The sequence below is a fragment of the Micromonospora sp. WMMC241 genome, from assembly GCF_027460165.1.
Lineage (GTDB): Bacteria > Actinomycetota > Actinomycetes > Mycobacteriales > Micromonosporaceae > Micromonospora > Micromonospora humi.
The window spans coordinates 3,693,121-3,711,091 of the sequence record NZ_JAPZBF010000001.1 but is presented as its reverse complement, the minus strand read 5'-3'; the positions used below and the strand labels follow the sequence as shown (position 1 = coordinate 3,711,091).

Annotated in this window: 14 protein-coding genes; 7 read left to right on the top strand and 7 right to left on the bottom strand. The window is 72.1% G+C overall.

All coding sequences use genetic code 11. The annotated features are described in order from the left end of the window. The first annotated feature begins 22 nt into the window (after positions 1 to 22). The 3 genes from O7598_RS17250 (at position 23) to O7598_RS17240 (ending at position 6,822) form a co-directional block, all read left to right on the top strand. Positions 23 to 2,845, top strand: coding sequence for a glycosyl hydrolase family 95 catalytic domain-containing protein (locus O7598_RS17250; RefSeq protein WP_269692357.1), 2,823 nt, complete (start codon positions 23 to 25; stop codon positions 2,843 to 2,845). A gap of 108 nt (positions 2,846 to 2,953) precedes the next feature. Beyond that, complete coding sequence (locus O7598_RS17245; protein ID WP_442929865.1) at positions 2,954 to 4,597, top strand: cellulose binding domain-containing protein; 1,644 nt, start codon at positions 2,954 to 2,956, stop codon at positions 4,595 to 4,597. A 194-nt stretch (positions 4,598 to 4,791) separates the two neighbouring features. Next, positions 4,792 to 6,822 (top strand): family 43 glycosylhydrolase, encoded by a 2,031-nt coding sequence (locus O7598_RS17240; RefSeq protein ID WP_269692356.1) that lies wholly within the window; start codon positions 4,792 to 4,794, stop codon positions 6,820 to 6,822. A gap of 59 nt (positions 6,823 to 6,881) precedes the next feature. On the opposite strand, the gene O7598_RS17235 is transcribed toward O7598_RS17240, so the two are convergent. Then, the gene (locus O7598_RS17235) at positions 6,882 to 7,598 is read right to left on the bottom strand and encodes a hypothetical protein (protein WP_269692355.1); all 717 of its coding nucleotides are present in this window, start codon (positions 7,596 to 7,598) and stop codon (positions 6,882 to 6,884) included. 73 nt (positions 7,599 to 7,671) lie between these two features. On the opposite strand from O7598_RS17235, the gene O7598_RS17230 reads away from it, so the two are divergent. Beyond that, complete coding sequence (locus O7598_RS17230) at positions 7,672 to 8,499, top strand: PIG-L family deacetylase (protein WP_269692354.1); 828 nt, start codon at positions 7,672 to 7,674, stop codon at positions 8,497 to 8,499. 18 nt (positions 8,500 to 8,517) lie between these two features. On the opposite strand, the gene O7598_RS17225 is transcribed toward O7598_RS17230, so the two are convergent. Then, positions 8,518 to 9,657 carry a carboxylate-amine ligase gene (locus O7598_RS17225; protein WP_269692353.1) on the bottom strand — a complete coding sequence of 380 codons (1,140 nt, stop codon included), beginning with the start codon at positions 9,655 to 9,657 and terminating at the stop codon, positions 8,518 to 8,520. 156 nt (positions 9,658 to 9,813) lie between these two features. Next, a complete protein-coding gene (glnA, locus tag O7598_RS17220; RefSeq protein ID WP_269692352.1) occupies positions 9,814 to 11,238 on the bottom strand; it encodes a type I glutamate--ammonia ligase in 1,425 nt (474 codons plus the stop codon). A gap of 157 nt (positions 11,239 to 11,395) precedes the next feature. Between glnA and O7598_RS17215 the strand changes: the two genes are divergently transcribed. Both O7598_RS17215 and O7598_RS17210 read left to right on the top strand, forming a co-directional pair. Continuing rightward, complete coding sequence (locus O7598_RS17215) at positions 11,396 to 13,177, top strand: N-acetylglutaminylglutamine amidotransferase (protein ID WP_269692351.1); 1,782 nt, start codon at positions 11,396 to 11,398, stop codon at positions 13,175 to 13,177. A gap of 17 nt (positions 13,178 to 13,194) precedes the next feature. Next, a complete protein-coding gene (locus O7598_RS17210; protein ID WP_091064718.1) occupies positions 13,195 to 13,455 on the top strand; it encodes a hypothetical protein in 261 nt (86 codons plus the stop codon). A gap of 18 nt (positions 13,456 to 13,473) precedes the next feature. Here the strand turns inward: O7598_RS17210 and O7598_RS17205 are convergent, their stop codons facing one another. Both O7598_RS17205 and O7598_RS17200 read right to left on the bottom strand, forming a co-directional pair. Further along, complete coding sequence (locus tag O7598_RS17205) at positions 13,474 to 13,644, bottom strand: hypothetical protein (protein ID WP_269692350.1); 171 nt, start codon at positions 13,642 to 13,644, stop codon at positions 13,474 to 13,476. 101 nt (positions 13,645 to 13,745) lie between these two features. Beyond that, positions 13,746 to 15,029 (bottom strand): low temperature requirement protein A, encoded by a 1,284-nt coding sequence (locus O7598_RS17200; protein ID WP_269692349.1) that lies wholly within the window; start codon positions 15,027 to 15,029, stop codon positions 13,746 to 13,748. A 99-nt stretch (positions 15,030 to 15,128) separates the two neighbouring features. On the opposite strand from O7598_RS17200, the gene O7598_RS17195 reads away from it, so the two are divergent. Then, a complete protein-coding gene (locus O7598_RS17195; protein ID WP_269692348.1) occupies positions 15,129 to 15,998 on the top strand; it encodes an alpha/beta fold hydrolase in 870 nt (289 codons plus the stop codon). Here O7598_RS17195 and O7598_RS17190 read toward each other — a convergent pair. Both O7598_RS17190 and O7598_RS17185 read right to left on the bottom strand, forming a co-directional pair. Further along, on the bottom strand, positions 15,995 to 16,687 hold the full coding sequence (locus O7598_RS17190) for an aspartate/glutamate racemase family protein (RefSeq protein ID WP_269692347.1): 693 nt from the start codon (positions 16,685 to 16,687) through the stop codon (positions 15,995 to 15,997). The two genes, O7598_RS17195 and O7598_RS17190, sit on opposite strands and share 4 nt — an antisense overlap. Continuing rightward, the gene (locus O7598_RS17185; RefSeq protein WP_269692346.1) at positions 16,687 to 17,964 is read right to left on the bottom strand and encodes an NAD(P)/FAD-dependent oxidoreductase; all 1,278 of its coding nucleotides are present in this window, start codon (positions 17,962 to 17,964) and stop codon (positions 16,687 to 16,689) included. The genes O7598_RS17190 and O7598_RS17185 overlap by 1 nt, the downstream gene beginning before the upstream one ends. Positions 17,965 to 17,971 lie beyond the last annotated feature (7 nt).

Sequence of the window (17,971 nt, the reverse complement as noted above, 5' to 3'; positions counted from 1 at the left end):
CCCGCCCGGCCTGGAGAAGCCCATGTCCGACATGACGCGAAGAAACCTGCTCAAGGCCGGCGCGGCCGGGGCCGGCGCCGCCATGGTGCCGGTCGCCTGGAGCGCGACCGCGCGCGCCGGCTCGGCGGCACCGCCACAGGTGCTGGCCGCCGACGACCTGGCGCTCTGGTACGACGAGGGGGCCGGCGCCGACTGGCTCCGCGCGCTGCCGATCGGCAACGGGCGGCTCGGCGCGATGGTGTTCGGCAACATCGACACCGAACGGCTCCAGCTCAACGAGGACACCGTCTGGGCCGGCGGCCCGTACGACTCGGCCAACACCCGGGGCGCGGCCAACCTGGCCGAGATCCGGCGGCGGGTCTTCGCCGACCAGTGGACCTCGGCGCAGGACCTGATCAACCAGACCATGATGGGCACTCCCGGTGGCCAGCTCGCCTATCAGACGGTGGGCAACCTCCGGCTCGCCTTCGGTTCCGCCAGTGGGGCCACCCAGCACAACCGGACCCTCGACCTGACCACCGCGACGGCGACCACGACCTACGTGCTCAACGGTGTACGGCACCAGCGGGAGGTCTTCGCCAGCGCGCCGGACCAGGTGATCGTGGTCCGGCTGACCGCCGACCGGGCCAACTCGATCACGTTCTCCGCCACCTTCGACAGCCCGCAACGCACCACCGTGTCGAGCCCGGACTCGGCCACCATCGGGCTCGACGGCATCTCCGGCAGCATGGAGGGCGTCAACGGCTCGGTGCGGTTCCTGGCCCTGGCCAACGCCGCGACGACCGGCGGCACGGTCAGCAGCTCCGGCGGCACCCTGCGGGTCTCCGGCGCGACGAGCGTGACCGTCCTGATCTCGATCGGCTCCAGCTATGTCAACTACCGCACGGTCAACGGCGACTACCAGGGCATCGCCCGCAACCGGCTCAACGCCGCCAAGAGCGTCGCCGTCGACCAGTTGCGCAGCCGCCACGTCGCCGACTACCAGGCGCTGTTCAACCGGGTGAGCATCAACCTGGGCCGGACGGCCGCCGCCGACCAGCCGACCGACGTGCGGATCGCGCAGCACGCCAGCAGCAACGACCCGCAGTTCGCCGCGTTGCTGTTCCAGTTCGGGCGCTACTTGCTGATCTCCTCCTCCCGCCCCGGCACCCAGCCGGCGAACCTCCAGGGCATCTGGAACGACTCGCTGACCCCGTCCTGGGACTCGAAGTACACGATCAACGCCAACCTGCCGATGAACTACTGGCCGGCCGACACCACGAACCTGTCCGAGTGCTACCTGCCGGTCTTCGACCTGGTCAAGGACCTGACGGTGACCGGCGCGCGGGTCGCGCAGGCCCAGTACGGCGCCGGCGGCTGGGTCGCCCACCACAACACCGATGCGTGGCGGGGCGCCTCGGTCGTCGACGGGGCGCTGTGGGGCATGTGGCAGACCGGCGGGGCCTGGCTGAGCACGCTCATCTGGGACCACTACCAGTTCACCGGCGACCTCGGCTTCCTCCAGGCGAACTACCCGGCCCTCAAGGGCGCCGCCCAGTTCTTCCTGGACACCCTGGTCGTGCACCCGACGCTCAACTACCTGGTGACGAACCCGTCGAACTCCCCGGAGCTGCCGCACCACGCGAACGCCAGCGTCTGCGCCGGCCCCACCATGGACAACCAGATCCTGCGGGACCTGTTCGACGCCGCGGCCCGGGCGAGCGAGGTCCTGGGCGTCGACACCACGTTCCGGTCGCAGGTGCGCACCGCGAAGGACCGGCTGCCCCCGAGCAAGGTCGGCTCCCGGGGCAACGTGCAGGAGTGGCTCGCCGACTGGGTCGAGACCGAACGCACCCACCGGCACGTCTCCCACCTCTACGGCCTGCACCCCAGCAACCAGATCACCAAGCGGGGCACGCCGGCGCTGCACGAGGCCGCCCGCAGGACGCTGGAGCTGCGCGGTGACGACGGCACCGGCTGGTCCCTGGCCTGGAAAATCAACTACTGGGCGCGGTTGGAGGACGGCGCCCGCGCCCACAAGCTGTTCCGCGACCTGGTACGCACCGACCGGCTTGCGCCGAACATGTTCGACCTGCACCCGCCGTTCCAGATCGACGGCAACTTCGGCGCCACCTCCGGCATCGCCGAGATGCTGCTGCACAGCCACACCGGCGAGCTGAACGTGTTGCCGGCGCTGCCGAGCGCGTGGCCCACCGGGCAGGTCGCGGGTCTTCGCGGTCGCGGCGGATACACGGTCGGCCTGTCCTGGAGCAACGGTCAGATCGACGAGATCGGCATCCGCGCCGACCGCGACGGCACGCTCCGGATGCGCTCGCGGCTGTTCACCGGCGGGTTCGCGCTCGTCGACACCACCGACGGCAGCACGCCGGCCACCACCCGGCCGGAGACGGACGTCGTCCAGCTCACGGTGCGCGCCGGCCACACCTACCGGGCGGCCCGGCCCGGCGTGACGCCGTCACCGACCCTGACCGCCACGCCCAGCCCCACGCCCACGCCGAGCACGTCACCGACGCCGACGCCGACCACCAGTTCCCCGGCGCCGTCCGGCGCGCGGGCGACGTACGCGGTGACCGGCTCGTGGTCGGGCGGCTTCCAGGGCGAGGTCACCGTCACCGCGGGCGCGACAGCCATCCGGGGCTGGACGGTCTCCTGGACGTTCCCGAACGGGCAGACCATCAACCAGATCTGGGGCGGCTCGCACACCCAGAGCGGAGCGAACGTGACCGTGCGCAACGTCGACTACAACGGCGCGCTGGCCGCGGGCGCCTCCACCACGTTCGGCTTCATCGGCACGGTCAACGGCGCCAACAACCCGCCGACGAACCTCACCTGCACGACGACCTGATCCGGCACCGGGTGCGCGCCCGCGCGTCGAGCCGCCTTCCGCCCGCCCGGGCCGGGCGCGCGCCCGCCGACCGCTCAGGGACGTCCCTCTCTCGGAAGGGATCGAGACATGAGACATGTTGCTCGCCGGCACCGGATCCTGGTCACGCTGGTGGCGGGACTGCTGGTCGCGGCGGGGGCCGCGGCCGTGGTGCGCGCGCCCGACGCGATGGCGCTCGACAACGGTGTGGCGCGTACGCCGCCGATGGGTTGGAACAGTTGGAACACGTTCGGGTGCAACATCAGCGAGTCGTTGATCCGGCAGATGACCGACGCGATGGTCAGTTCCGGGATGCGTGACGCGGGTTACCAGTACGTGGTGGTGGACGACTGTTGGATGAACCCGAACCGGGATGCGGCGGGGAACCTGCAGGGCGATCCGAGCCGGTTCCCGTCGGGGATGAAGGCCCTTGGTGACTACATCCACGCGCGGGGGTTGAAGTTCGGCATCTACCAGGGTCCGTTGACCAAGACGTGTGCGCAGTACTTCAACAGTTATCCCGGCTCGACCGGGGCGCAGGGTCACGAGGTGCAGGACGCGCGGCAGTTCGCCGCGTGGGGGGTGGACTACCTGAAGTACGACTGGTGCTCGCCCAGCGGGTCGATTGATGATCAGGTGCGGGTGTTCAACCTGATGCGTGACGCGCTGGCCGCGTCGGGTCGGCCGATCGTGTACAGCATCAACTCCAACAGCGTGCACGCCAAGACCGGCCCGCAGCGTGACTGGGGTGATGTGGCGAACATGTGGCGCACCACCGAGGACATCACCAACACCTGGAACAGCGGGCAGACCAACGGCTACCCGATGGGTATCCAGAACATCGTCGACGTCACCGTGCCGCTGGCCGCACGCGCGAGGCCCGGCGCGTTCAACGACATGGACATGTTGGAGGTCGGGCGCGGTGGGATGACCGACACCGAGATGCGCAGCCACTTCGCGCTGTGGGCGGTCATGGCCTCGCCGCTGATCGCCGGCAACGACCTGCGCTCGATGAACGCGGCGACCCAGACGATCCTGAAGAACGCCAACCTCATCGCCATCAGCCAGGACCCCCTGGCCCGGCAAGCCGCCCAGGTGTCCTTCGACGGCACCCGCCGGGTGCTGGCCAAGCCGCTGGCCAACGGCGACGTCGCGGTCGCGCTGTTCAACCAGGGCAGCGCCACCACCACGGTCTCCACCACGGCGGCGGCGGTGGGCAAGAGCGGCAGCTCGTTCACGCTGCGCGACGCGTGGACCGACGCCACCTCCACCAGCACCGGCGCCATCTCCGCCAGCGTGCCCGCGCACGGCACCGTCGTCTACCGGGTCAGCGGCGGATCCGGCAGCCCGACCCCGACCCCGACGACGCCGACCCCCACGCCGACCCCGACCACCAGCACCCCGCCGCCGGCCGCCTCCTGCCAGGTGACCTACGCGATCACGAGCCAGTGGCAGGACGGGTTCCAGGGCGACGTCACCGTCCGCAACACCGGCACCACGCCGGTCAACGGGTGGAACCTGCGCTGGTCCTTCGTCAACGGCCAGCAGATCAACCAGGCGTGGGGCGCCACCTACACCCAGAGCGGCACGCAGGTCACCGCCACGAACGCGGCCTGGAACGGGACCGTCAGCCCCGGCGGCACCGTGACCTTCGGATTCATCGCGAGCTGGTCCGGCGCCAACGCCAAGCCGACCGCGTTCACCCTCAACGGTCAGGCGTGCGGCGTCACCTGAGCCGGTTCGGCACGAGCAGCACGGGCGCGGGCCCCGACCGCGGTGACCGGGGCCCGCGCCGCAGACCCGTCCGTCATGGGAGGCAGCGTGACCAGGATGACGCTCGAGGTGGGGAAGTACTCGTCGACGACGGTCACCGACGACGGCGCCACCGACACCCGCATTCCGACCGACGTACCTGTCCGGAGGTTGCTGTGAAACACACCCGCTATCGGCTCGGCCTGGCGGCCGTGACCGCCGTCCTCGTCACCGGCGCCGGAGGGCTCGTCTCCGCCTCGGCGTCGGCCGCCGCCGGCTGCTCGGTCACCTACACGGTGACCAGCCAGTGGTCCGGCGGATTCGGCGCCGACGTGACAGTGAAGAACCTCGGCGACCCGGTCGACGGCTGGCGGCTCACCTGGTCCTTCGTCGCCGGTCAGACCGTCTCCCAGATCTGGAACGGCGCCGTCACGCAGTCCGGCGCCCAGGTGACCGTCGCCGACGCCGGCTACAACGCCGGCATCCCGACCGGCGGAAGCGCCGCCTTCGGCTTCAACGGCACCTGGACCACGACAAACCCGGTGCCCACGAGCTTCGCCCTGAACGGCGTCACCTGCACCGGGTCGGTCACCCCCACCACCGGCGGGCCCGCTCCCACCACCACCGCGCCGCCGACGACCCCCGCGCCCACCACGCCGCCGCCGACCACGCCACCGCCCACGACCGGGCCCTGGCCGCCGTCGTCGACCTTCACCAACCCGGTGCTGTGGCAGGACTTCGCGGACATCGACATCATCCGGGTCGGCGACGCCTACTACTACTCGGCGTCGACCATGCACTACTCGCCCGGGGCGCCGATCCTGCGCTCCTACGACCTGGTCAACTGGGAGTTCGTCGGGCACTCGGTGCCGAACCTCGACTTCGAGTCGAACAACTACAACCTGACCGGCGGCCGGGCGTACGTGAAGGGGATCTGGGCCTCGGCGTTCAACTACCGGCCCAGCAACAAGACCTTCTACTGGATCGGCTGCACCGAGTTCAACCGCACCTACGTCTACACCGCCACCTCGGTGGAGGGCCCCTGGCAGAAGCGGTCTCGGATCAACAACTGCTACTACGACGCCGGTCTGCTCGTCGACGACAACGACACCATGTACGTGGCGTACGGCAGCACCAACATCAGCGTCGCCCAGCTCTCCGCCGACGGCCTGTCCCAGGTGCGCGCCCAGCAGGTGTGGACCTCGCCGTCCAACATCGGCTACATCGAGGGCGCCCGGTTCTACAAGCGCAACGGCTACTACTACATCTGGCTGACCAAGCCCGCCAACGGTCAGTACGTGCTGCGCTCGCGCAGCCCCTTCGGCCCGTACGAGACGAAGGAGGTGCTGCTGAACCTGCCCGGCCCGATCCAGGGCGAGCCGGGTTCCGTGCCGCACCAGGGCGGGATCGTGCAGACCCAGAACGGCGACTGGTACTACATGGCGTTCATCGACGCCTACCCCGGCGGCCGGATCCCCACCCTGGCCCCGATCACCTGGAACGCGGACTGGCCGGTGCTGCAGACCGTCAACGGGCGCTGGGGGGCCAGCTACCCGTACCCGAACGTGCCCCGCCCCCCACGCCAGGTCAAGCCGATGATCGGCGCCGACACGTTCACCGGGCCGACCCTCGGCCCGCAGTGGGAGTGGAACCACAACCCGGACAACACCCGCTGGTCGGCGAACAACGGCCTGCGGTTGCAGACCGCCACCGTGACCAACGACCTCTACCAGGCGCGGAACACGCTGACCCACCGCATCCAGGGGCCGTCCTCGACCGCGACGATCGAGTTGGACCACTCCGCCATGGCCAACGGTGACCGGGCCGGCCTGGCCCTGCTGCGCGACTCGTCGGCCTGGATCGGCCTGCGCCGCGACAACGGCACCACCCGGGTCGTGATGACCAACGGGCTGACCATGAACAGCAGCTGGCAGACCACCGGCACCGGCGCCGAACAGGCCAGCGCCGCGGTCAGCGGCAGCCGGATCTGGCTCCGCGTCAACGCCGACGTCAGACCGGGCGCGGGTCGGCAGGCCCGCTTCTCCTACAGCACCGACGGCACGAACTTCGTCGGTCTCGGCCCCGCGTTCACCCTCAACCACGCCTGGCAGTTCTTCATGGCCTACCGGTTCGCCATGTTCAACTACGCCACCCAGGCGCTGGGCGGCGCGGTCACCGTACGCAAGTTCGACCTGACCACGCCCTGACCCGAGCGGTACGGGCCGGTGCGGACGGCGTAGCCCCGCACCGGCCCGACCGGCACGGGTCAGGCCAGCAGCGTCTCGCGCAGCCGCGCACCCAGGTTGATCCGGCCGACCACCCGGGGGCCGGCCGGGTCGTACACGTCGATGCTGTGGTTGCGGCGCATCATCTCCCGCACCGCCGGCGGCAGCCGGGGCGGGTCGTCCATCGCGGCGAGGACCTGTGCGGCGGCGTACGTCAGCCGTTCGACCAGTGTGGTGCCGTCGGTGTCCACCCGCACCCGACCGAACTCCCAGCCGGCGGTGGTGAGGTCGAGCACCTCGAACAGGCGGACCACGAACGGCTGCGGGTCGGTCACCCGGTCGAGGCGCTTCGCCCGGCCGCCGACCACCGTGGCGGCGGCCGTCACCTGCGCGTACGGGTGCAGCCCGCTGGGCAGCGCGCCGAGCGGCCAGCGCAGCGACGGACCGGCCTCCTTCCACAGGGGCCGGTAGTTGCGGCGGTGCACCAGCAGCCGCCGGCCGGTACGCCGGAATACCTCCTGGGCCTGGAACTGCAGGTCGGCGTGCGCCTCCTCGGCGGCCTCGCACACGATCCCGGCGGCCACCACGAGACCGTCGTCGTCGGACAGCAGCCGGCTGATCGCGTCGACCTGCTCGGGGAACCGGATCCGGGCGTGCGCGCCGTAGGAGTGCCGGACGTCGCGCAGCAGCTCCTGCTGGCGTCCCGGGTCGAGTTCGACCGCACCGTCGCCGCCCAGCAACCGCCGGAGCCAACCCATCGTGCCTCGCTTCCGTCGCCGTCTGCGGACCGGGCAATGCTAGTGCGTCGGTGGATGCTCGTATGGTGACGGGGTGGCTGAGCGATCCCTGACCCTGATGGCGGTGCACGCGCACCCCGACGACGAGGCGACAAGCACCGGCGGCATCCTCGCCCGCTATGCGGCCGAGGGCGTCACGACGGTGCTCGTGACCTGCACGGACGGCCGGTGCGGCGACGGGCCCGGCGGCGTCAAGCCGGGCGACGACGGGCACGACCCGCAGGCCGTGGTGGCGATGCGCCAGGCGGAGCTGGTGGCCAGTTGCGAGGCGTTGAAGGTGACCCACCTGGAGACGCTCGACTACGCCGACTCCGGGATGATGGGCTGGGCGACGAACGACGCGCCCGGCGCGTTCTGGAACACGCCGGTGGCCGAGGCGGCCGACCGGCTGGCCGAGCTGATCCGGCGTTACCGCCCCGACGTGGTCGTCACCTACGACGAGAACGGCTTCTACGGCCACCCGGACCACATCCAGGCGCACCGCATCACGATGGCCGCGGTCGAGCGCACCGGCATCCCGGCGAAGGTCTACTGGACGACCGTGCCGCAGAGCGCGTTCCAGGAGTTCGGCAAGGTCATGCAGGAGATCGGGGTGGAGTTCCCCGAGCCGGACGCCGCCGACGAGATGCCGGCGCTGGGCCTGCCCGACGACGAGATCACCACCTGGGTGGACACCCGCGCCCAGGGCGGGCAGAAGTTCGCCTCCCTGGCGGCGCACGCCAGCCAGGCGGAGAACATCTTCTTCCTGCGCCTGGGGGAGGAGCGGTTCACCGAGCTGATGGGGATGGAGACGTTCGTGCGGGTGCGCGACAGTACCGGCGCGCCGACCCCGGAGGACGACCTGTTCGCCGGGCTGCGCTGAGGGCACCGGCCGGCCCGGTCAGGCCGCGACGGTCTGCGCGGCCAGGTGCGCCAGCACGGCGCGCACGTCGCCGCCGGTGTCGGCCATGATCCGGCGTTGCCGGGTGGCGCCGGTGCCGGTGCGGCGCAGCCGGTCCACCTCGCGCAGCACCAGGTCCAGGTCCCCGTGCCGGCGCAGCGCGGGCGCGACGGTGACGATCAGGTCGTCGACGAGGTCCCACGCCGGCCGGGGCCGCCCGGTCCGCAGGTCGACCAGCTCGCCGTCGACCCCGTCGTGGGCGGCCCGCCAGTGCGCGGCGGCGACCAGGCAGTCGCGGCCGCGCGGAGCGGGCGTGCCGGCGCGCACCTCGTCGATCATGGTGGCGACCAGGGCTCGGACCAGCCCGGCGACCAGCACGGTGTCGTCGACGGTGGGGCAGACGTCGCCGACCCGGACCTCCACCGTCGGGTAGGTCGCCGACGGCCGCGCGTACCAGTAGACCATCGCGGCATCGAGCATGATCCCGGCGGTGATCAGGGCGTCCACGGTGGCGTCGTAGTCGGCGGCGGAGTCGAAGTGCGGCGTCGGCCCGATGCTGGGCCAGCGTTCCAGCTGCATCGACCGCCAGCTCGCGTGCCCGGTGTCCCGGCCGTCGTGCAGCGGCGAGTTCGTGGTGAGCGCCTGCACCACCGGCAGCCACGGACGGAGGTGGTTGCAGACCTGGACGGCGAGTTCCCGGTCGGGCACCCCGATGTGGACGTGACAGCCGCAGACCGCCGGGTCGTGCGCGACCGGCCCGAACCGGCGGGACATGTCGTGGTAGCGCTGCTCGTCGGGGACCGTGCGGTGGGCCTCGCAGACCGGGGTGGCGCCGACCGCGACGAGCCGCGCCCCGACGGCGTCGGCCGCGCGGGCGGCGGCGCGGCGCAGCGCGACGAGATGGTCCCGCAGCGCCGCGAGGTCGGGGCTGACCGGGGTCACCATCTCCACCATGCTGTGCCGGAACTCCTGCCGGCTCTGCTCGCGGGCGGTCCCGGAGAGCGCGTCACGGACCCGGTCGGCGACCGGCATGCTCTCCCCGGTCACCGGGTCCAGGAGCAGGAACTCCTCCTCCACCCCGAGGGTGAGGGTGGTGGGGGTCGCCGGGGTCGAGGTGGCGGTGGCGGGCCGCGGCCTCACCGGCGACCTCCGCGTCGCACGGGTCCGTTCGGCGCGTGGTCGCTCAGCGGGGTCATGCCCTGACGGTACGAGGCCGGCACTCTTTGAGCTGCCGTTTTCCGTCGACCACCGCCCCGGCGGGCGATGGCGGGGGCGGTGGTCGACGGAAGCCGTGCGTCAGCAGTCGTAGTACATGGCGAATTCGTGCGGAGTGGGCCGCAGGCGCACCGGGTCGACCTCGTTGGCGTTCTTCCAGTCGATCCAGGTGGAGATCAGGTCGTCGGTGAAGACGCCGCCGTCGAGCAGGTAGTCGTGGTCGGCCTGGAGCGCCTCCAGCGCGTGCGACAGCGAGCCGGGGACCTGCTTGACGTCGCCCCACTCCTCCGGGGGCAGGTCGTAGAGGTCCTTGTCGATCGGGGCCGGCGGCTCGATCTTGCTCTTGATGCCGTCCAGGCCGGCCATGAGCATGGCCGAGAAGGCGAGGTAGACGTTGGCCGACGGGTCGGGGACGCGGAACTCGACGCGCTTGGCCTTGGGGTTGCTGCCGGTGACCGGGATGCGGGTGCACGCGGAGCGGTTGCGCTGCGAGTAGACCAGGTTGACCGGCGCCTCGAAGCCCGGCACGAGCCGCCGGTACGAGTTGATCGTCGGGTTGGTGAAGGCGAGCAGCGACGGCGCGTGGTGCAGCAGGCCGCCGATGTACCAGCGGGCGGTGTCGGACAGGCCGGCGTAGCCGGTCTCGTCGTAGAACAGCGGCTGGCCACCGCGCCACAGGCTCTGATGGGTGTGCATGCCGGAGCCGTTGTCACCGAACAAGGGCTTGGGCATGAACGTGGCGGTCTTCCCGTGCGCCCACGCCTCGTTCTTGATCAGGTACTTGAAGAGCTGGAGCTGGTCGCCGGAGTGCAGCAGGGTGGAGAACTTGTAATTGATCTCCGACTGCCCGCCGGTGCCCACCTCGTGGTGCGAGCGCTCGACCGTGAACCCGGCGTCGAGCATCCGGCGGACCATGCTGTCACGCAGGTCGGCGTAGTGGTCCACGGGCGGTACCGGGAAGTAGCCGCCCTTGTAGGCGGTCTTGTAGCCGCGGTTGCCGCCCTCCTCGACCCGGCCGGTGTTCCAGGCGCCCTCGATCGAGTCGATGTAGTAGAACGACTGGTGCGCCGACGTCTCGTGGCGGATCGAGTCGAAGATGTAGAACTCGGCCTCGGCGCCGAAGTACGCGGTGTCGGCGATGCCGCTGGCGGCGAGGTACGCCTCGGCCTTCTTGGCCACGTTGCGCGGGTCCCGCGAGTACGCCTCGCGGGTGAACGGGTCGTGCACGAAGAAGTTCAGCGCGACCGTCTTCTGCGCCCGGAACGGGTCCACGAACGCGGTGGCCACGTCCGGGAGCAGCAGCATGTCCGACTCGTGGATCGACTGGAAACCGCGGATCGACGAGCCGTCGAACGCGAGGCCGTCGGTGAAGACGCTGTCGTCGAAGGACTCGACCGGCAGGTTGAAATGCTGCATCACGCCGGGCAGGTCACAGAAACGTACGTCGACGAACTTCACGTCCTCGTTCTTGAGGTATCGCAGGAGTTCCTCGGGATTGGCGAACACACGTCCTCCTGGCAGGCGTTGTTGATCTCCGGCCACGTCCCGTGGCCGGACCGCCCGGGGACATGGCCCGTACGGCCACCGTACGACGGCTCGCCGTTCCCGGCTCGCCAACCGCCCATCCCGGGTTTCCTCCGTCACATGCCGGGTAGTCGCCGACATGTGCGGGATCAGCGGTGAGGCCCGCTTCGACGGGGCGGCCCCGGACGCCCGGGCGGTCGACCGGATGACCGAGGCCATGCGCTCGCGCGGCCCCGACGGTGAGGGCCGGTGGAGCGACGGCTGGGTGAGTCTCGGGCACCGCCGCCTGACCGTCATCGACCTCTCCGAGGCCGGCGGCCAGCCGATGGCCCGCGACGACCTCGACCTCGCCCTGGTCTTCAACGGTTGCGTCTACAACTATCCCGAGCTGCGCGACGAGCTGCGGGCCGCCGGACACACCTTCCGATCCACCAGTGACACCGAGGTCGTCCTGGTCGCGTACGCCCAGTGGGGTGAACAGTTCGTCGACCACCTCGTCGGCATGTTCGCGGTAGCACTGGTGGACCGGCGGCGGCGCCGGCTCGTGCTGGCCCGCGACCGGTTGGGCATCAAGCCGCTCTACCTCGCCGAGACGCCCGGCCGGCTGCGGTTCGCCTCCACGCTTCCGGCGCTGCTGGCGGCCGGCGACGTGGACACCGGCATCGACCCGGTGGCGCTGCACCACTACCTCTCCTGGCACTCGATCGTGCCGGCGCCGCGCACCATCCTGCGCGGGGTGCGCAAGCTCCCCCCGGCCACCGTCCGGGTGGTGGAGGCCGACGGGCGGACCCGCGAGCACGTCTACTGGCGCCCCGAGTACCGGCGCGACCCGGCCCACGACGGCATGGACGCCCACGACTGGCGGGCCGCGATCGGCGACGCGCTACGCACCGCGGTACGCCGGCGCCTGGTCGCCGACGTACCGGTCGGGGTGCTGCTCTCCGGCGGCCTCGACTCCAGCATGATCGTGGCCCTGCTCGACGGGGCCGGGCAGCACCACCTGCAGACGTTCAGCATCGGCTTCGACAGCCGCGGCGACGAGGCCGGCGACGAGTTCCACTACTCCGACCTGGTCGCCCGCGCGTTCGACACCGACCACCACCGCATCCGCCTCGCCGACGGCGACCTCGGCCCGGCGGTACGCGCCACCGTCGCGGCCATGACCGAGCCGATGGGCAGCCACGACGTGGTGGCGTTCCACCTGCTCTCCGAGCAGGTCGCCCGGCACGTGAAGGTGGCGCAGTCCGGGCAGGGCGCCGACGAGGTGTTCGCCGGCTACGGCTACCACCACCGGCTCGCCGAGGCGGCCCGGCCGGACGCCGCGGCGGAGTTCACCACCGCGTTCTTCGACCGGGACCACGCCGGGCTGAACCGGGTTGTCGACCCGGCGTACGCCTGCGACGCCGACGTCAGCGGCGAGCTGGTCGCCGCGGAGCTGGCCGCGCCGGGCGCGCAGACCGCTGTCGACGCGGTGCTGCGCCTGGACACCCACCTGATGCTGCCCGACGACCCGGTCAAACGGGTGGACAGCATGAGCATGGCCTGGGGGCTGGAGGTGCGGACCCCCTTCCTCGACCAGGACCTGGTGATGCTGGCGGCGGCCTGCCCACCCGAGCACAAGCTGGCCCAGGGCGGCAAGGGCGTGCTCAAGGACGTGGCCCGGGAGGTGCTGCCGGCCGAGGTCATCGACCGGCCCAAGGGCTACTTCCCGGTGCCGGCGCTGCGCAACGTCGACGGTCCCGTGCGAGAGTTGGTGGTGGAGGCCCTGGGCGCGCCCGAGGCACGCCGGCGCGGCCTGTTCCGCCGCGCGTACGTCGACGAGCTGCTCGCCGAGCCGGACCGGGCGCAGGCGGCCGCCGGCAGCAACAAGCTGTGGCAACTGGGCCTGCTGGAGCTGTGGTTGCAGTCCCACGGCGTCTGATCGGCGGAAGGAGCGCGGTGAAGTTCGTGATCGAGAGCGAGACCGACGGCCGGGTGGGCTTCACCGTGCTGGGCGGCGACGGGCAGGTGCTCGCCACCGGCCGGCCCTGCCCCGACAAGGGGTCGGCGCTGGCCGCCATCGGGGAGCTGATGCACGGGCTGGGCGATGCCTGCATCGAGGACCGCACCGAGGCCGTGACCCCGCCGCCGACCGCGACCAGCGAGATCGGTGGCGGCGACATGTCCGCCATCGGCCGCTCCGGCATCCCCCCGGTCTGACCGCCCGTTCTCGGCGGGTCACTGCTCGTCGTCGACGACCTCGGTCCGGCCGTCGACCGTGGTGGTGACGTCGAGGTGCTCGTCCGGCTGCGGCGCCTCCGCCAGGGTGTGGTGCGGGTCGCCGTCGGGGGAGTAGAGCACCTGGTCGGTCTTGCGGGTCTTCTCCTGGTCCTCTTCCGGTTCGGTCACGGCCTTCCCTCCGGTCCCGGCCGCCTCCCTGACAGGCCGCCCCTGCCCCCACGCTATGTGCCACCGGCACCCCGGGCGGGCGTTTCCGCCGTCCGGCGCGGTCACAGGTGCTGGCGCCGCCAGGCGCTCACCGCCTCCTCGGCGGCCTGCTCCTCCTGCCGCGCCCGGGCCTTGATGCCCCGGCGATCGCCGGTGAGCCGCTGGACCAACGCCAGCGCGCCGCACACCGCGACCAGCAGGCCCAGGTCGACCAGCGGCGGGATGACGATCGCCGGCACGGCCAGCCCGGCGACGACCAGGCCGGCGACGAGCCGGGTGCGTCCGCTGCCGTGGAACGTCCGCCGCGCCACCGCGGCGGCGGCGAGCAGGAAGAGCGCGACGCCGGCGTGCAGGATGATGTTGGTGATCGGGGGTACCGGACGGGGCGCGGCAATCGCCTCCACCAGCAACTTGAGCCCGAGCGCGGTGGCCACCACGCCGAGGACGAGCAGCAGGTGCAGGTAGGTGTACACGTCGCGGGCAAGCGGGATCCGGGCCTCGTCGCGGGTGGCGTGCAACACCTGCTCCACCCGCGACGACAGGCTGTCGAAGTGCAGCCACCACAGGGCGGCGATCAGGGCGATGCCGAGGACGCAGGCGACGAGCACCATGGCGGTGAGGGCGAGCCGGTCGAACTGCCCCGGCCCGAAACCCAGCGAGATCACGGCCTCGCCGAGGGCGATGAGCACGATGAGGCCGTGCCGCTCGGCCCAGTGGCCGGCCGACGGCAAGGTCCAGCGCGCGTACGGCAGGAACAGCCCGACCGCGTACTCGACCACCAGCGCCGCGGCCCACAACGCCAGGCGCACGGTCAGGACCGCGTCGGCCGGAATCCACCAGGACACCGTGACCGAGGCGACGACGAGCGCGCCGGCCACCAGCGGCGGGAGCGCGGTCACCAGGATCTGTCGGCGGTTCTGCCGGGCCGGGGTGAACACGAACGCGAAGCCGGCCACCGTCAGCACCCGCACCACCAGGTACGCGGCGGCGAACACCGCCGGCCCGGACAGGTCTCCCGGCTGGTCGACGAACGCCTGCGGAAGCGTGACCGCCAGCACGAAGACGGCAGCCATGATCCCGAAGCCGAGCAGAGGCAGCACGCCGTGGTCGGCGCGTACCACGTTGCCGAGCGCGGCGAACCCGGTCCAGCACCACCAGAGCAGCGCCACCACCATCGCGCCGGCGAGCAGCCCGAGCCAGGACAGGTGGCGGGCGACGAGCGCGGTGACGTTGAGGAACGCGAAGACGAAGATCACGTCGTAGAACAGCTCCAGCCGGGTCACCCGGCTACCCGGCGCCACCGGCATGGCCCACCGTGACCGGCGCACACGCGGCAGGCTGCTCACCCGGTCAGTCTGGTGCACGCCGACGGGCTGGTTCCCGGCTTTGCCGGCACCCGCGCGCCCACCCCGCCCGTGTCGTACCGGGGTCGTAGGGTCACCGCCATGACGACGACACGGACCCACACGCTCGCCGTGCCCGGCGCCGATCTGGTCTACGACGTGCGCGGGCCGCTTCCGCCGGCGGACGCCCGCCCGGTGCTGCTGATGATCGGCCAGCCGATGACGGCGGAGGGCTTCTCGGCGCTCGTCGAGCACTTCGCCGACCGCACCGTGGTCACCTACGACCCGCGCGGGCTGGGCCGCAGCCGGCGCACCGACGGCCGGTCCGACCACACGCCACAGCAGCAGGCCGCCGACCTGCACCTGCTGATCGAGGCGCTCGGGGCCGGCCCGGTCGAGGTCTTCGGCAGCAGCGGCGGCGCGGTGACCGGGCTGGAGCTGGTCGCCACCCACCCGGGCGACGTCGTCACGCTCGTCGCGCACGAGCCGCCGATCAACGCGGTGCTCCCCGACGCGGCGGGCGCCGAGCGGGCCCGGGCCCGCTTCCACGAGGCCTACCAGGCGAAGGGCTCCGGCGCGGGCATGGCCGACTTCATCGCCATGACGTCCTGGCAGGGCGAGTTCACCGACGACTACTTTGCCCGGCCCTCGCCGGACCCGGCGGCGTTCGGCATGCCGGCCGACGACGACGGCAGCCGCGACGATCCGCTGCTGTCGAAGAACTCGTGGGCGGTCATCGACTACCGGCCCGACGCGGCCCGGCTCACCGCCGCGCCGACGCGCATCGTCGTCGCGGTCGGCGAGGAGTCCGCCGGCACCTACACCGCACGCACCGCGCTGGGCACGGCGGCGCTGCTCGGGCAGGAGGCGGCCGTCTTCCCCAGCCATCACGGCGGTTTCCTCGGCGAGCACTCCGGCTACGCCGGCAAGCCCGCCGAGTTCGCCGCCCGCCTCCGCGAGGTCCTGGCCTAGCCGTACGGGCGGCGGGTGAGCGTCGCGTGGGCCATCGTGGTCAACGTGACGATGTCGAACACCGGCACGCCCAGCCGCGCCTGGATCCGGTGGGCGAACGGCACCAGGTCGGTGCACTCGATCACCAGCGCGCCCAGCTCGGGGTGGGCGCGGGCGAGCGCGTCCACCCGGCCGTCCACCTCGGCGGCCAGCCGGTCGACGTCGAGCGTGTCGCGCCGCCCCTGCAGCATCACCTCGCGGAACTCCGGCTGACCGGCCATGCCGGTGACCGCGACCGGCACGTCCGCGGCGCCGACCGCGGCCAGGTGCCGTGCGGTCAGCGCCGCCTCGTCGGCGACCAGCAGCCCGACGGTGCGTCCGACCATCCGGTGCACCATCGGCAACTGCACCAGACTGGACGACCACAGCGGCACGTCCACCGCGGCGGCGAGTTCGGCCTGGAACAGCACCAGGAAGCCGCACGCGCCGGTGATGCCGGCCACCCCGGCGGCCTGCAGGTCGCGGGCCGCCGCGACGAACGGCTCCAGCAGCGTCGGGTCGGCCTCGCGCACCAGCCGCTGCGGCGTCGCGCCCTCGACCACCCGGTAGCGCACCGGGAAGTCGAACGTGGTCGGGTTGCGGATGTGCCCGGGGATCTTGTCGAAGCTGGTGTCGAGGCAGAGCACCCCGATCTCCGGCCGGTCGTCCATCAGATCCCCCTCCGAAAGCGGTCCAGGGCGAACGTCTGCAACGGCTGGGCCGGTTCCGCGCCGGTGACGAGCTGGGCGAGCAGCTCCCCGCCGGCCGGCGCGAGGCCCATCCCGATGTGCCCGTGCCCGGTGGCCACGCTGACGTTGTCCCAGCCGTCGGCCCTGCCGATCAGCGGCAGGCTGTCCGGGGTGCACGGGCGCAGCCCGCTCCACACGTCGAGCCGCCGGTCGGTCTCCAGCGCCGGCAGGTAGCGCCGGGCGGTGTGCAGGATCCCGTCCACCCGGCGCGGCGACACCGAGGTGTCCAGCCCGGACAGCTCCAAGGTGCCGCCGACGCGTACCCGGTCACCGAGCGGCATCACCGCGACCTTGCCCTCGCTGAGCAGCACCGGCCGGGTGGGCGTGCCCGGCCCGGCCGGCACGGTGACGGTGTAGCCCTTGGCCGGTTGCAACGTCAGGCCGACGCCGAGCATCCGGGCGCAGGCCGCCGACCAGACCCCGGCGGCGATCACCACCTCGGTCGGGCGCAGGTCGCCCCGGCCGGTCCGGACGCCGCGCACCCGCCGGCCGGTCACCTCGAAGTCGCGTACCTCGGCGCCGGTGAGGATCTCCACGCCGCGCGCCCGCAACGCCTCGGCGAGGGCCACCAGGAAAGCGGGGATGCGCAGCGCGGCACCCTCCTCGTTGAGCAGCGCGCCGGCCACCGCGAAGTCGACGCCCGGCTCCAGCCGGGCCAGCTCCGCGGCGTCCAGGTCGCGCAGTGGCACCCCGCGCGCGGTCGCCGCCGGGATCGTGCGGCGCGCCTTCGCGTACCCCTGCTCGGTGTGGCAGGCCAGGATCATGCCGCGTTCGGTGAGCGTCCCGGCCAGCTCGTCGGCGGCGCAGATCTGGCGCAGCAGCGCCAGGCTGCGCTGCTTGAGCGCGAGCAGCGTCTCGAAGCCGGCGCGGGCGTGCCGTTCGGTGCAGTGCCGGCGGAAGTGCCACAGCCAGGCCAGCAGCGCGCCGTCGAGGCGGGGCTTGACCGAGAACGGGCTCTCCGGGCTGAACAGCCAGCGGACGCCCTTCGCCGGGACCCCGGGCTCGGCCAGTGGCGCCGAACCCTGGGTGCCGACGAAACCGGTGTTGCCGGCCGAGCAGGCCGCCGGGTCGCCGACCTGGCCCCGGTCCACCACCGTGACGGTGTGCCCGGCACGGCGCAGGAACCAGGCGCAGCACAGCCCGGCCACGCCGGCGCCGATGACCAGCACGTCGGGGTCGCTGCGGGCGGGTGTCGTCATCGTCCCT